The sequence below is a fragment of the Marinobacter sp. MIT932201 genome, assembly GCF_047123295.1.
Taxonomy (GTDB): Bacteria; Pseudomonadota; Gammaproteobacteria; order Pseudomonadales; family Oleiphilaceae; genus Marinobacter; species Marinobacter salsuginis.
This window is the reverse complement of the sequence record NZ_CP138917.1, coordinates 1,794,418-1,808,944: the sequence shown is the minus strand read 5'-3', so window position 1 is coordinate 1,808,944 and position 14,527 is coordinate 1,794,418. Positions and strand designations below refer to the sequence as shown.

12 protein-coding genes are annotated in these 14,527 nt (G+C 58.2%); 4 read left to right on the top strand and 8 right to left on the bottom strand.

The features are described 5' to 3' along the window. Window positions 1-6 precede the first annotated feature (6 nt). Together SIC15_RS08140 and ftsH are read left to right on the top strand one after the other, a co-directional pair. Window positions 7-255, top strand: a complete 249-nt coding sequence (locus SIC15_RS08140) for a thiamine-binding protein (RefSeq protein ID WP_069184601.1) — start codon at window positions 7-9, stop codon at window positions 253-255. Next, window positions 252-2,165, top strand: coding sequence for an ATP-dependent zinc metalloprotease FtsH (ftsH, locus tag SIC15_RS08135; protein ID WP_412537416.1), 1,914 nt, complete (start codon window positions 252-254; stop codon window positions 2,163-2,165). Before SIC15_RS08140 ends, ftsH begins: the two co-directional genes overlap by 4 nt. A gap of 4 nt (window positions 2,166-2,169) precedes the next feature. Here ftsH and SIC15_RS08130 read toward each other — a convergent pair whose 3' ends face one another. The 6 genes from SIC15_RS08130 to cysP all read right to left on the bottom strand — a co-directional run bounded on the left by SIC15_RS08130 (window position 2,170) and on the right by cysP (window position 9,419). Further along, window positions 2,170-3,009, bottom strand: a complete 840-nt coding sequence (locus tag SIC15_RS08130) for a universal stress protein (protein WP_412537415.1) — start codon at window positions 3,007-3,009, stop codon at window positions 2,170-2,172. Window positions 3,010-3,028: 19 nt separating this feature from the next. Beyond that, on the bottom strand, window positions 3,029-5,428 hold the full coding sequence (locus tag SIC15_RS08125; RefSeq protein ID WP_412537414.1) for a Lon protease family protein: 2,400 nt from the start codon (window positions 5,426-5,428) through the stop codon (window positions 3,029-3,031). Window positions 5,429-5,558: 130 nt separating this feature from the next. After that, entirely contained in the window at window positions 5,559-6,650 is a 1,092-nt protein-coding gene (locus tag SIC15_RS08120; RefSeq protein ID WP_008172084.1) for a sulfate/molybdate ABC transporter ATP-binding protein, read from the bottom strand. Window positions 6,651-6,659: 9 nt separating this feature from the next. Then, window positions 6,660-7,490 (bottom strand): sulfate ABC transporter permease subunit CysW, encoded by an 831-nt coding sequence (gene cysW, locus SIC15_RS08115; RefSeq protein WP_008172086.1) that lies wholly within the window; start codon window positions 7,488-7,490, stop codon window positions 6,660-6,662. Window positions 7,491-7,493: 3 nt separating this feature from the next. Beyond that, on the bottom strand, window positions 7,494-8,366 hold the full coding sequence (gene cysT / locus SIC15_RS08110) for a sulfate/thiosulfate ABC transporter permease CysT (RefSeq protein ID WP_008172088.1): 873 nt from the start codon (window positions 8,364-8,366) through the stop codon (window positions 7,494-7,496). A gap of 18 nt (window positions 8,367-8,384) precedes the next feature. Next, complete coding sequence (gene cysP, locus SIC15_RS08105) at window positions 8,385-9,419, bottom strand: thiosulfate ABC transporter substrate-binding protein CysP (protein ID WP_008172090.1); 1,035 nt, start codon at window positions 9,417-9,419, stop codon at window positions 8,385-8,387. A 256-nt stretch (window positions 9,420-9,675) separates the two neighbouring features. On the opposite strand from cysP, the gene SIC15_RS08100 reads away from it, so the two are divergent. Together SIC15_RS08100 and SIC15_RS08095 are read left to right on the top strand one after the other, a co-directional pair. Next, window positions 9,676-11,160, top strand: coding sequence for a hypothetical protein (locus tag SIC15_RS08100; protein ID WP_412537413.1), 1,485 nt, complete (start codon window positions 9,676-9,678; stop codon window positions 11,158-11,160). Next, a complete protein-coding gene (locus SIC15_RS08095) occupies window positions 11,157-12,197 on the top strand; it encodes a succinylglutamate desuccinylase (protein ID WP_412537412.1) in 1,041 nt (346 codons plus the stop codon). Before SIC15_RS08100 ends, SIC15_RS08095 begins: the two co-directional genes overlap by 4 nt. Before the next feature lie 62 nt (window positions 12,198-12,259). Here the strand turns inward: SIC15_RS08095 and SIC15_RS08090 are convergent, their stop codons facing one another. Both SIC15_RS08090 and SIC15_RS08085 read right to left on the bottom strand, forming a co-directional pair. Next, a complete protein-coding gene (locus tag SIC15_RS08090) occupies window positions 12,260-13,489 on the bottom strand; it encodes a hypothetical protein (RefSeq protein ID WP_412537411.1) in 1,230 nt (409 codons plus the stop codon). A 311-nt stretch (window positions 13,490-13,800) separates the two neighbouring features. Beyond that, window positions 13,801-14,517 (bottom strand): sulfite exporter TauE/SafE family protein, encoded by a 717-nt coding sequence (locus tag SIC15_RS08085; protein WP_069184588.1) that lies wholly within the window; start codon window positions 14,515-14,517, stop codon window positions 13,801-13,803. Window positions 14,518-14,527 lie beyond the last annotated feature (10 nt).

The following is a 14,527-nucleotide window of genomic DNA, read 5'->3' as shown; positions in this document are numbered from 1 at the left end:
GGCTTTATGTATCTTTCTGTACAGCTGAGCTGCTATCCCCTGAAAGAGGAGTACAAGCAGCCAATCAAAGACCTGATCGCGCGCCTGGAGCAGACCGGACTGGAAGTCTACCCGGGGCGAATGAGCACCGAGATTTTCGGCGACTATGATGAGGTAATGGGCGTGCTCTCGGATACCATGAAATGGTCATTCGAGACTTACGGAAAATCCGTCTTCGTGGCAAAGATCATGGAGGGCGACCGGAGACCGAGATGACAGCACCGGGTGGGCCAGACAACCAGCAACAGAAGCCGGACCAGAACCAACAGCCGGCAATCCCGAACCAGTTTGCGTTCCTGTGGCTCAGTGCCGCCATCTTCCTGATGGTGCTCTGGCTTCAGGACGGCGGACAACCCCGGCTTCAGGACCTGGCCTATTCCGAATTCAAGACCGCTGTGATGAACAATCAGGTGGCGGAAGTCACTCTGAAAGAAGAATCCATCACCGGTCTGTTTACCGACAGCGGTGCTGCAGACTTCAGCTCTGACAGCCCCGCACGGACCAGCACCCCGGGGTTCCAGACCATCCGCCCGCCCATGGAAGACCCCGCCCTGCTCAACCTGCTGGAAGAGCACGAAGTTGTAATCCGGGCCACCCCCTCCGGCCTACCCTGGTGGCAGGAAATGATCCGCGGCTTCCTGCCCTGGATCCTTCTGCTGGCCCTGATGTTCTGGTTCTGGGGCGCCGCCCAGAAGCGGATGACCCAGGGTGGTGGGCCGTTTGATTTCAGCCGTTCCAAGGCAAGACGGGCCCGGAAGGAAACCTCGACGGCAACACTCGATGATGTCGCCGGCATTGAATCCGCCAAGCGGGAAATTGCCGAGATCATCGATTTCCTGAAATCTCCCGAAAAATACCGGGCACTGGGTGCTGTCATGCCCAAGGGCGTGCTTCTGGTCGGCCCGCCCGGCACCGGCAAGACACTGCTGGCCCGGGCCATCGCCGGCGAAGCCGAAGTGCCCTTCTACAGCATCAGCGCCTCGGAATTCATCGAGATGTTCGTGGGTGTTGGCGCCGCGCGGGTTCGGGACATGTTCAAGGAAGCCCGGAAAGACGCGCCGGCGCTGATTTTCATCGACGAACTGGATGCCATTGGCCGATCACGTGGTGCGGGCCTGGGTGGTGGCCATGATGAAAGAGAGCAGACCCTGAACCAGATCCTCACGGAAATGGACGGTTTCGAGGCCCACGAAAATGTTCTGGTACTGGCTGCCACCAACCGGCCGGACGTTCTGGACAGCGCCCTGCTCCGCCCGGGCCGTTTTGACCGCAAGATCACCCTCGACCGCCCCCACAAGGAGGCCCGCGCGGCCATCCTGAAGGTTCATGTGCGCAAGGTGCCACTGGCAAACGATGTCGATCTGGAACAACTGGCAGCGCGCACGATCGGTTTCTCCGGGGCGGACCTGAAAAACCTGGTGAATGAAGCCGCGCTGACGGCAGCCCGGGAAAACCTGCACGAGGTGAACGCCCATTGCTTTGAGCTGGCAAGGGACAGAATCATTCTCGGCGAAGAACGGGACACCAAGCTCACGCCCAACGAGCGGGAGGCGGTTGCCTACCACGAGTGCGGCCACGCCATCATGGCCTATTACATGCCCAACGCCGACCCACTCACCAAATTAACGATCATCCCTCACGGCATGGCCATGGGGGTGACCGAACAAACGCCTCGTGAAGACCACTACACCTACAACGAGAGTTACCTCAAGGATCGCATCAAGGTGATGTTTGGTGGCCGCTGTTCGGAAAAGCTGATTTATGGTGAAGTCAGCACCGGGGCCCAGAATGACCTGAAGGAAGCCACTGCTCTGGTACGCAAAATGGTCGGCCAGTGGGGTATGAGTGAAAAAATCGGCCCCCTTGGCTTAAGCATTGGCGAAGAGCATGTGTTCCTTGGCCGGGAGATGGGCATGCCCAGGGAATTCAGTGAAAAGATGGCCGAGATGATCGATGAGGAAATCCAGTCCCAACTGCTGGCGCTGGAGAGGGCTACCCTGGACTTCCTGACCGAGCACCGAAACCAGCTGGAAGCCCTCGCCACGGCCGTATTGAAGCACGAAACCCTCTCTGCCGAGGACGTCGAGGAAATCCTGCGCAAGGAAGACGCTCGCAAGATTGCTTGAGGATTCAGGGAGTCACAGTCACCGGAAGATTCAGTGCCACCAGCAACCGCTCCGCGCCAGGTTCCTGAAGCAAAGAACAATCACGGCTAAGCACCAGCTGAACGGCTTTCTCCTCGCGCAAAATACCGGCTACGGTAACTGGGTCCGTTGATGGCAGCGACCGTACACGAAAGTCCCGCTCTGGAATACCCAGCTCCAGAAGTATGCGTTGCCGCTCCTCGGGCGGAATATCCGGTCCCGCCCCCAGCAACATCGTTACCGGCCGATGGGAATACCGAATAGCCTCAGCTGCTGCCTGAACCGCGCGGCTGTTGGCCTCCCTGTGATCATTCAGAAAAACCACTACCCGGCCCTGCGGCAAAACGCGATGTTCGCACCAGAGCAGAACCCTGCCCGGCGAACGACGAACCAGCCCCTTGGCCGTTGACCCCAGGCGCGCCCCCGGCGCCGAGGACCAACCAACTCGGCCAAGCACCAGAAGATCCCGGGGCCCAGCCAGAGCCAGCACTTCATCAATTACATGGCCACGGGCAATGCTGAGCGTGTGCTTGCCGCCATATGGCGCTACAGCGCCAGCCAAAGCGCGCCGAGCCTGGCTGGCCAGCCTTTGCATTCGCTGCTCAACGCCGGTCGGATCAAAGGGGCGGCTGACGCCGGACGAAGCCCCTACCTCTCGAGCAAACCCATACCCCGCACTTCGCAACAGGTTCAGTTCCTCAACAAACACGCCAAGCACTTCAGCACCGGTGGACCCTGCAATCTCTGCCGCAGCCTTCAACGCCGCATAGCTCATTCTCGAGCCATCCAGCAGTACAAGCACACGGCCGGCTTCATCACTGCTCACAGCCCGAGCTCCAGGTGTGTCAGTCACTGTCCTTACCTCCGCCGTTGTTTGCATCTCCATTGCTATCCCGCTTTTTGCTGGCCTCCGCAAATTTCTCGAGGCGCTCGGCGACCCGGCGATTGAAGCTGTTAGCTGGAAACTCGCCATTACTGTCCGGCTCCCCGGCCTCCAGGCCGGTCAAAAGCTCAATGGCTTCGTTGATATGGGAGATCGGATAGACGCGGAATCGGTCCTCGGCAATCGCCTGCCTGACATCGGCCCTGAGCATCAGGTGCTCAACATTGCTTGCCGGCAGCAGAACGCCTTGGCCGCCTACTTCACCAGCTTCCTTGCAGACATCGAAAAAGCCTTCGATCTTCTCGTTCACGCCACCCACGGCCTGGACTTCGCCATGCTGATTCATTGACCCCGTTACGGCGAAGGACTGCCTGAGTGGCACCCGGGAAATGGCTGAAAGCAGCACGCAGGTCTCTGCCACCGAAGCGGAATCGCCCTCAACACCACCGTAGGATTGCTCAAAGGCCAGACTCGCTGACAGGGAAAGCTCCCCTTCAGCGGCGTATCGGCTTGCCAGGAATCGGGACAGTATCATCACGGCCTTGCTGTGAATGGGGCCACCCAGCTTTGCCTCCCGCTCGATATCCACCACCTGCCCCTTGCCCGGCCGCGCCGTAGCGGTAATCCGGGTGGGCTGGCCGAACATGGACGCCCCGAGCCTGAGTACCGATAGGCCATTCACCTGAGCCACTTCTTCTCCCGAAGTGACAATTATCACCACACCCCGGCTGATTTGCTCCCGGCTTCTTTCCCGAACCCGGCTGGCCCGGTATTCCCGCTCATCAATAGCCTGCTGGAGATGGCTGGCCTCGACGGTATCGGCGCCCACCTGGCTGGCCCAATGGTCAGCCTCACTGAGTATGTCCCGGAGCACGCGATCGTGGGCGGTCAGTTTGCGTTGGTCCGCCGCCAGCCGGCTTGCATGCTCAATCAGCCTGGCTACGGCACCTCGCTCCAGCGGCCGCATTTTCAGGACCCGGGCCATGGTGGCGATCATCCGGGCGTAGAGTTCGTAGCAGTCATCGTTACGATCAAGATCATCCTCAAAATCCGCCTCAACCTTGAAGAGGTCCAGGAAATCCGGATCGTAATGGGACAACAGGTAGTACAGCATCCGGTCCCCAAGCAAAACCACTTTGACCGACACGGGAATCGGCTCCGGCTGCAGACTGACGGTACTTACCAATCCATAGAGCCGCTCCAGGGACTCGATGCGGATTTCACCGGATGACAGAATCCGCTTCAGGCTTTCCCAGGCCATGGGCTGAGTCAGCACCCGCCGGGCATCGATGATCAGATAGCCGCCGTTGGCGCGGTGCATGGAACCACCGCGAATCAGCGTGAAGTCGGTATAGAGGTTGCCCTGACGGGCCCGATGTTCAATCTGCCCGGCCAGGTGCTGATGATTGGGCAGATCCTCGTAGATAACCGGCGCGCCGACGGTTTCGGCGTTATCCACCAGCAAATTGACCTTGTACCGCGCCAGCAGCCCTGCCGGTGGCCCGTTATCACTGTCCTGAAAGGCTTCGGCATGCTCCACCACGTCTTCTCGGACCGCGTCCAGGTAATCGACAACCCCCGGGAGATGTGACCACTTTTCCCTCAGTTCCCCGATCGGGCCGCCGAGAGTCAGCTGTACCATCTCTTCATTCAGGGCATGGACCCGCTCACGCACTTCTTTCCGCATCCCGGGAATCTGCTGGATGGTCTGCTGCAGCTTTTTCTGCAGTTCCTCAACCTTGGATTCAACCAGTTGCTTTTCTTCATCGGAGAATTTCTTGTATTCCTCGGGATCGATCACCTCACCTTTGCGCATGGGGGCAAAGGTAAAACCGGCCGGCGTGGTGATCATGGCAATGTTGTTGCGGTTGGCCTCCTCCTGGATCTCGAACAGCCCCTGATGCTGGCGCTTGGCCATTTCTTCCTGCAACTCCTGCAAGCGGGCCTGGTATTCCTCGCTCTCAAAAGCCGCCGGAATGGCCGTGCGGAGCTCTTCTGCCAGATCACTCATGTCTTTCTTGAACTGCTGACCCTGCCCCGCGGGCAGTTGGATGGCGCCAGGACGGTCTGAAAAGCGAAAGTTATAGACGTGGCACCAATCCGGAGGAACCGGTTGCCTGGCTGCGTGCCGGGAAAGAAAGCGCTCAACAAGTTCATGCTTCCCTGCCCCGGCGGGCCCGAGGACAAACAGGTTGAAACCCTCAGCCCGGATACCCGCGCCGAATTCCAGTGCTCGCAGAACCCGGTCCTGACCGTAGGGTTGATCCAGGTCTTGCAGGTCATCGGTGGTCAGGAAATCCAGTTTTTCCTCTGGACAAGCGTGATAGACCTGGTCTCCGGTTAACGGGGCGGGTAATGGCATTACATCCTCCTGATGGTTTCCACTCGGGTGTGGAATACGCCGATGATGTCGGACGAGTCATCCGGGGGCGGCGCCCCCTCATCAGGAAACTATAGATTATGGCCGGCGCCCTGCTCCAGCCATCGGGGCCCTAACGCCACTCGAGGGTCTTGGGCTCCACCGCATGTTCACAGAACAGATGCCCGACATCCGGCACCGCAAAGCAGCGGTCGCCCCGCTGGGGCTGGCGGGCGTTGAACTCAGTATGGCTGATGCCAACCTCCCACAACTCTTCACACTCCCACCCATCGGGCTTGAGTTCGATCCGCACTTCCGCACCAATCAGGTTGATGGCCTCTATGCGAAATGGCAGGTGGGCCTGATCACTGGCAGCCTGAGTCAGCCGCACCTCGTGGGGCCGCAGATAGAGCTGGGCGTCGTCGTTTTCACAGCCTTCGGGCAAGCGAATCCAGGCGTCGCCCTGGCTCATGACGCCGTCGCGGACCTTGCCGGACAACACATTCACCTGGCCCAGAAATTCGAACACAAAGCGACTGTCCGGGCGGCCATAAAGCTCCAAGGGCGTATCAACCTGTTCAATCCGGCCATTGCTCATCACCACCACCTGGTCGGAGAGCTCCAGGGCCTCCTCCTGATCGTGGGTCACGAAAACACTGGTGAAATGCAGCTCGTCATGGAGGCTGCGCAGCCAGCGGCGAAGGTCTTTTCGCACCTTGGCATCAAGCGCTCCGAAGGGCTCATCCAGCAGAAGAATCTCCGGGCGCATGGCCATGGCCCGCGCCAGGGCGATGCGTTGCTTCTGCCCACCTGAAAGCTGCGCGGGGTAGCGGTCGGCCAGGTGTTCCAGCTGCACCATTTCCAGCAGGTCTTTTACCCGCTTGCGGATCTCGGGCTTGCCGGGACGCTCCTTGCGCGGAAGCACATTGAGGCCAAAGGCCACGTTCTCGGCCACTGTCATGTGACGAAACAACGCATAGTGCTGGAACACAAACCCCACACGCCGGTCCCGCACATGCAGATCGGTCACATCCTTGCCGCTGAACCGGATTCGGCCCTCTTCGGGAGTTTCCAGGCCGGCAATGATCCGCAGCAGCGTGGTCTTGCCCGAACCGGAAGGGCCCAGCAATGCCGTGAGCTGGCCATCCGGAATGGTCAGATTGATGTCATGCAGGGCCTGGAACTTGTCGAAAAACTTGTTGATACCCTGTATCTCGATGCTCATTGGAAACCCTTAGTTACGACTCTGACGCCATTCAACGATGGCCTTGACGACAAGCGTGATCAGCGCAATACCTGCTAGCAGCGAAGAAGCTGCAAAAGCGCCCACGGTGTTGTAATCCTGGTAAAGCAGCTCTACCTGCAACGGCAGCGTATTGGTCTCGCCCCGGATGTTGCCCGAGACCACCGACACGGCACCGAACTCGCCTACAGCCCGGGCGTTGGTGAGGATCACGCCGTAAAGGAGCGCCCAGCGGATATTCGGGAAGGTCACCCGCCGGAACAGCTGCCAGCCGGACGCGCCCAGCACCACGCCGGCCTCTTCCTCTTCCCGACCCTGTTGCTGCATCAGCGGGATCAGTTCTCTGGCCACAAACGGACAGGTCACAAACACGGTAACCATCACAATGCCGGGCCAGGAGAACATCAGTTGAATGTCGTATTCACCGAGCCACTGCCCCACCCAGCCATTGCTGCCGTAGAGCAGCAGGAAAAGCAGGCCGGCAACCACAGGCGAAACGGCGAACGGGATATCAATCAATGTGGTCAGCAGCTTGCGACCAGGGAACCGGAAGCGGGTCACCAGCCAGGCCAGGAACACGCCGAACACCATATTTAACGGGACCGTGAGCAGCGCAACCACGAGCGTCAGGCCAATGGCATGGAGCGTGTACTCGTTGAGAATATTGCTGACGTAACCGGCCCAACCCTCGGCAAACGCTTGCACAAAAATCAGCACCAGGGGCATAAACAGCAGAAGCACCGTCAGGCCGACGGCGATTCCGATCAGAGTGCGACGAACCAGAGGGTTGTCGCCAACGCGGCGATGTTTACGCACAGCCATACCCTAACCTCCGTGCAGGCGCTTGAGATAGCGCCCCTGCCAGACGTTGATCGCCAGGAGCAGCAACAGCGATACCGTCATAACCACTGCGGCAATGGCGCTGGCCGCCGGAAAATCGTATTCCTCCAGGCGAACAAAGATCATCAGACTGATCACTTCACTGATGTAGGGTGAGTTGCCGGCAATAAAGATAACCGCGCCGTATTCCCCAAGGCTGCGGGCAAACGAAAGCGCACCACCGGTCACCACAGCCGGCCAGAGTGTCGGGAACAGGATTTTCCGAAAGACCGTCATGTCCGAAGCACCCAGGCTCATGGCGGCTTCTTCATCCTCCGGCGCCATTTCCTCCAGTACCGGCTGAACCGTGCGCACCACAAACGGTACACTGGTGAAGGCCATCGCCACCACAATACCCAGCGGTGTGAATGCCACTTCAATACCCAGATCGGCGAGATACTGCCCATACCAGCCGTTCTCGGCAAACAAGGTTGCTAGTGTGATGCCGGCCACGGCGGTTGGCAGCGCGAAAGGCAGATCCATGATCGCATCCAGCAGCCGCTTGCCGGGAAACTCGTAACGCACCAGCACCCAGGCCATCAGCAGGCCGAACACGCAGTTGAATAGAGACGCTGCCAGGGCTGCCAGCGCGGTGACTTTATAGGACGCAACCACCCGCGGATCGGTGATCACAAACCAGAACTGCTCCCACCCCATGCCGGCGGCACGGATAAACAGGCCGCTGATGGGCAGAAGCAGCACCAGGCTGATAAAGAAAAGCGAAATGCCGAGGCTCAGTCCGAACCCCGGCAAAACGCGTTTGGTGGCGGGAGCGCTCAGCCGCTTTGACGGGCGCTCCGAAACGTCAGTGGTGGCCATGAATCAGCTGCGCATCCCTTAGCGGCGACGCTGCAACTGGTCCAGTTTGCCGCCACTGGCAAAGTGGGTCTCCATGGCATTTTCCCAGCTGCCGGCGATGTCCTGAATCGGCATCAGCTTCAGTTCGGGGAACTTGTCAGCCACTTCCGCTTTCACGGTTTCGTTGTGCACCCGGTAGTTGAATCCAGCCAGCATGCGCTGGGCTTCTTCGGAGTACAGATGCTTCAAGTAGGCCTGAGCCAGTTCTTCGGTGCCCTTCTTCTCGATGTTCTTGTCGATCCAGGTCACCGGGAACTCGGCCAGGAAACTCACTCTCGGGACCACAACCTGGAAATTCTTGTCCGGGTTCAGGGCCGGAATGTTGTTCACTTCGGATTCGAAGGTCAGCAGCACATCACCCAGGCCCCGTTCCACAAACGTGGTGGTGGCACCACGACCGCCGGAGTCGAATACCTTAACCTGGCCCAGCAGGTCGCTGAGGAAAGCATCAATCTTCTCCTGGTCGTCACCGAACTTGTCCTGGGCAAAACCCAGCGCCGCCAGGTAGGTGTAGCGGCCGTTACCGGAGGTTTTCGGGTTCGGCATGATCAGTTCGACATCTTCGCGGATCAGATCATCCCAGTTCTGGATATTCTTGGGGTTACCCTCGCGCACCAGGAACGCCATGGTGGAATAGTACGGAGAGCTGTTATTTGGCAGGCGTGATGCCCAGTCCTCGGGAATCAGGTTGCCGCGCTCGGCCAGAATGTTTACGTCGGTGACCTGGTTGTAGGTAACCACATCCGCACCCAGCCCCTGCAGGATGGCGCGCGCTTGCTTGGAAGAGCCAGCGTGTGACTGCTGGATATCGACGGTTTCGCCGGTTTTTTCTTTCCAATAGTCCTGGAAAAGAACGTTGTATTCGGCAAACAGCTCGCGGGCAATGTCGTAGGATGAGTTCAGAAGCTCACGCTCCTGGGCAGAAGCCGGCCCTGTTAGCGAGAACGCCAGTGCCAGCGCACTGAACCACAGGCCCTTACGGGCTTTGGAACCGGAAAAGATCGAATTCGGCATAGTCGGCAGAGCTCCCAGTTAACTCGGAATCTTTATATACGCCAGAGGAATAGGTCGGCGTTTTCTTAGAACGCAAAGATAAAGTAGTCACCTAGGAACAACAATACTCCACCTAGATGATTTATAACTCCTTTAATAACTTTGAGCTATATAAATCACCATTGAAAACCCTACCGATGATTTAGCGTCGCTGAGGTGGTGTACAGCGCATCTTCCACTACTATCAAGGTAAGTCAGCGCTAGAGAAGACGTTGCCGTGGGACTGTCGATCAAGACAACAGAGTTTGCGCCGGAAGAGTTTGAACGTTTTGCCGCCAAGGTCAGGACGGATCTCAAGGCACTTACTCGTCTTCTGAACAGGCCCGGCTTTGGCGAAGGCGCAAGCTCCATCGGAGCCGAGGTAGAGTTCTACATCGTAAACCCGGCCCTGCGCGTTCAACCTATCAACACCGAAATCGCCGCCCGCGTTCAGAACCCTCAACTGACGGTTGAGCTAAACCGCTTCAATCTCGAATACAATCTCAGCCCCCAGGCTTTCAAGGGCTCTCCCTTCGCCAGAACAGAGCAGGAGTTGCTCTCTGCGATCCAACGGATCAACCAGCACGCCGCATCACTGGATGGAGAACTGGTGCCGATCGGCATTCTGCCCACGCTTCGCCAGTCTGATATGGGTGCGAAGGCAATGACAGACGAGCCCCGCTATCATGCGTTATCCAAAGCGCTGATCCAGCAACGGGGAGAGCCATTCAGCATCCATATTGGTGGTAACGACGTTATCAATCTGGAAGCTGACGACGTCTATATGGAAGGAGCAAACACGTCCTTCCAGCTTCACTGGCGGGTGCCCGCACACCGTTTTGCCGATTACTTCAATGCGGTCCAACTGGTCACGCCGGTTGTCCTCGCTCTGGCCAGCAATTCACCCAGCCTGTTCGGCCACCACCTGTGGGACGAAACCCGCATTGCCCTGTTCAAGCAATCCATCGACAGCCGATCGCCCAACCATAAAACCTGGCGCCATCCGCCACGGGTATACTACGGCAATGGCTGGACACGCAGCGCCTGGGAACTCTTTGCCGCCTCGGCATCGCTCTATCCGCCCATCATTCCACTGATGTCGGAGGAAGACCCGATGGCGGTGATTGATCGCGGTGATGTGCCGAAACTGGCTGAACTGCGACTGCACCAGGGAACCACCTGGCCCTGGAACCGTGCCATCTACGACCATACCGAAGGCGGCCACCTGCGCATCGAGATTCGCTCAATGCCCGCAGGCCCTACGGCTGCTGATATGTGTGCGAACGGGCTGTTCATAATTGGCGCTGCGCTGGCAGTCCTTGATGATATTCATCATCTGACGTCGATACTTCCCTTCCATTACACGGAACACAACTTCTACCGCGCCGCGAAATATGGCGTTGGCGCAGAAATCATATGGCCACACAAGAATCAGGTTCAGTTGCAGGATACGCCCCTGTTAAACGTGGCCCGGGATCTGCTACCCCGCGCCCGGGACGCACTGGCACAAACAGCCGTGGACGAGTCAGAAATTCACCGCTTGCTGGGAATTATCGAAGGCCGCATTGAAACCGCCATGTCGGGCGCCCGGTGGCAACGCCAAATCACCGAATCCCTGTTCAAATCCCTGAGCCCCGACGAGGCCTTCCAGACCATGCTCTCCCTGTACATGGCCAACCAGAAGACAAATACGCCGCTCCATGAATGGACATTGTCGCCGTGAGTAACTCGAACGTCCTTGATTATTTGAATGATCCCTCGCCCCGGACCCTGGGCCGCTCCGCCCTTGAGTGGTTGGACCAGCTACAAAAGCCCACGATTATTCGTGTTGCCGGTCGTGATCGCTCCCGGACTCGAGCCATGGCAACGCTGCTTCACGGCAATGAGCCTTCAGGTCTGTTTGCCCTTCACAGGTGGCTACTTGAGCAGCATACCCCCGATGTCAACATGCTGTTTCTGCTGGGAGGCGTCTACCCGGCGAAGATCCCACCCATGCTCTCACTGCGCCAGTTGTCGGAAGGACGTGATCTGAACCGGTGTTTCAAAGAGCCGTTTGAGGGAGAAGAAGGTGCGATCGCAAAGGCCATGCTGGCAGAGTTGCACAAAGTGAAACCAGAGTGCCTGCTGGACGTACACAACACCTCAGGCACGGGCCCCTCCTTCGCGGTGACCATCACCAATGATGCGGCCCACCAGGCGTTGACCTCTCTGTTCACAGACCGCCTCATAATGACAGATCTTCGCCTCGGCGCCCTGATGGAATACTCCGAGCAGGAAGTCCCAACGGTAACCATCGAATGTGGTGGGTCCCAAGATGATCAGGCCCATCAATTGGCGTATGAGGGCCTCGTGCGGTATGCCTCAAGGCCAGACGTGTTATCACTCGAAAAGGCGGAGTGGGACGTGGAGGTACTAAGAAATCCGATTCGGGTGGAGCTGGTTCCGGAAGCAACCATAGAATATCTTCCTGAACCCTCCGGCCGGGCTGACCTCACTTTACCACCAGACATCGAACACCGAAATTTCGGGATCGTATCGCCAAATGAGCCGCTGGGATGGATTGGAAAAAAAGGCCTCAGTGTACTCAACGCCATCGGCCATAACCGGACAGAGAACATGGAGCAGGTTTTTCAGGTCAGAGAGGGGAAAATCTTCCCCGCGCAGGCCATCAAAGCCTTTATGATTACCACCAACCCGGTGATTGCAAAGAGCGATTGCCTGTTTTATGCGGTCAAGGCGACGGGAGAGCCTATTTTCTGAACCGCATCACCGGGCTCGCATGGGCAGAACTCCACATACTCAGAACGCAATCCTGCTGTTTTCTAGGGCCTGAATGTTACAACCTGCGGAACGATATCGGTTCTTGCTCCGCCGCCCTGCAGTGTGAAGGCCGACGCTACCCAATAGGTCTTGCGGCGAGGATCTGGCTGGATATCGAGGTAATCCCCCCATGCATTAGCGTGGGGCTGATGACTGGAAGCATCGCCCAGAGTCATCCGCCACGTTGGCAACTCCTCTGGATGGCTGTCATCCAGCCATCCAAGCCCCACGGTTGGGTGGCGCCCACCCGCGCCGCAAACCGCGACTAGACCGACATCACCCCTCTTGTTCGGGCAAACGGACGGATAAGCCCAGGCCCGGTCCGAATTCCACAGATCGGGCTCATCAATCAGCTCATTCGAACTCTTCCGGATTCTCACCACGCGTACGAAGGGAAAAGGGTGCTGAACATCCGCCGAGGCCACCCAGACGAAACCAAGAACACCGCCTGACTCCCACGCTCCGAGAACGCGATCATCCATGCGATTCATCCATTGACTTGTCGCATCATCAGGTTTTGCGTAGGGGCCGTCGCGCCAATGCCTCACAGCGACGGAAACTTGCGAGACATCCTCTTCGTCGTCAGGCCATCGGAACACCTCGATAGATGGCTGAAAGTAGCTCAAGCTGGCAAAGATCGCCGTACTTCCCATGCCCCGACAAAAACGGAGAGATCCGAATTCTTCCGTTGACCAGGCTTCCCGCGAGATCGCTTCACGCGCCTTCAATTGATTCAGGGACAGTCGTAACACCACCGCTCTTTGCCAGCGGTCCGTGGTTGTGCTGAACACGTTGAACGACAGCAAGAGGTGGTTATCTGATTCGGCCAGATCGGGGTAATCCAGCCAGGTCCCCGACCACTGTTCGTCAATGTCCGTCGGAGTTGTATCCCACCAGGTCCATGTACCAGGCGCGCCGGATGAACTGACAGCGACACGAATCAGGTTTCCTTGGGTGGTCTTGGAAAACTGCAGAAGCCAGATCCAGAGCCGTCTGGAAGAGCAGTAGTGAATGAGCTGATCGCAACAGAATCCAGCACCTGCGGGAGGCAATTCCGTATAGGGGTCTACAAACACCCAGTTGTCGCCACCATCGGTGGATCGGGAACAGAACCAGTTTCCCGTGACGATAATGCGTTTACCGGAGCATGCCAGAGCGGGTTCCAGGATTGTAGCTGCCTGTCCCCCGGTGTCGCCGCTGTTCAACCGCTTGGTATCGACGATAGCTGTCATGGCTTCTTGCCTTTCCGGCCTTTTGAACCCTCATCGATGACGGCCTCAGGCGGTGCCGATGTTTGCTCACCCGGTCCTCCCTCGGCTTCCGGCTCCGGCTGGCTTTCCGATGACGGACGAGAGATTTTTCCAGGCCCCGGCGCCTTTCGACGCGGCGAAATGTTTTGATCTTTCTGATCGAAATCAGGTTTTTCTGCCGGTTGTCCGGAGGCCACCTTTTCGGCTGCGTCTCGTGCAGGTTGCTTTTCAGGTGCCTGGTCAGTCAAAGAATGGTGTTTTCCCACTCCCTTCTTCTCTTTTGGGTCCGCCATTTATGTCACCAGTCGCAAGATATAGCCGCCCATTACGGTCCAGAACAGAACGCTATACCAGCGCTCTCCCAGTTTCCTGTTGATGGTTCTTCCCAGCAAGGTACAACCTGCCATAACAGGGACCAGAATACCTGCCAGAACCAGATGCTCTGTTTGCAGCAAGCCCGACTGACTGAACACCACGGCCTTGGTCGTGTCGCCGACGAGGGACACCAGAGAGGCGGCGCCCACAAAATAAAAACGCTCAAGCTGCAGGCTACGAAGTGCGACGCCCTTCAGCGGCCCCGAAGTACCTGAAATACCTGAGGTAGCGCCAGAACAGAATGCTAGCCCAACCCCCCAGGCTTTTTTCGCGCGATGATAGGGCGAAAACTCCCATACGAGGGTGACACCAATCACCAGCGCAACGGCATACCGAATCCATAGCTCTGGCAGTTTGAGCATCAGAGTCGCGCCCAGTGCGGTTCCCAGCAGAACTGCAATGATGACGGCGCCGGAGGCCCTCCAGGGCAGGGTTTTCCGGTAAACCGCCACCTTCGCAACGTTGTTGCAGGCCAACAACAAAGCAGCCACGGCGATCCCCTCTTTGGTACCGATGGCCATCATCATGGCGGGCACCAGAATCAGGGAACCGCCGAGGCCCGCTGCAGCGGAGACAATAAACGACGCCGGGATGGCCAGCGCCAGAAGGATCAGAGATATCGCATCAAGTTCCATCGGTGCGTCC

Coding starts and splice junctions, on each gene's coding strand:
- SIC15_RS08140 (WP_069184601.1), top strand. CDS start 7: ATGTATCTTTCTGTACAGCTGAGCTGCTATCCCCTGAAAGAGGAGTAC.
- ftsH (WP_412537416.1), top strand. CDS start 252: ATGACAGCACCGGGTGGGCCAGACAACCAGCAACAGAAGCCGGACCAG.
- SIC15_RS08125 (WP_412537414.1), bottom strand. CDS start 5,428: ATGCCATTACCCGCCCCGTTAACCGGAGACCAGGTCTATCACGCTTGT.
- SIC15_RS08120 (WP_008172084.1), bottom strand. CDS start 6,650: ATGAGCATCGAGATACAGGGTATCAACAAGTTTTTCGACAAGTTCCAG.
- cysW (WP_008172086.1), bottom strand. CDS start 7,490: ATGGCTGTGCGTAAACATCGCCGCGTTGGCGACAACCCTCTGGTTCGT.
- cysT (WP_008172088.1), bottom strand. CDS start 8,366: ATGGCCACCACTGACGTTTCGGAGCGCCCGTCAAAGCGGCTGAGCGCT.
- cysP (WP_008172090.1), bottom strand. CDS start 9,419: ATGCCGAATTCGATCTTTTCCGGTTCCAAAGCCCGTAAGGGCCTGTGG.
- SIC15_RS08090 (WP_412537411.1), bottom strand. CDS start 13,489: ATGACAGCTATCGTCGATACCAAGCGGTTGAACAGCGGCGACACCGGG.
- SIC15_RS08085 (WP_069184588.1), bottom strand. CDS start 14,517: ATGGAACTTGATGCGATATCTCTGATCCTTCTGGCGCTGGCCATCCCG.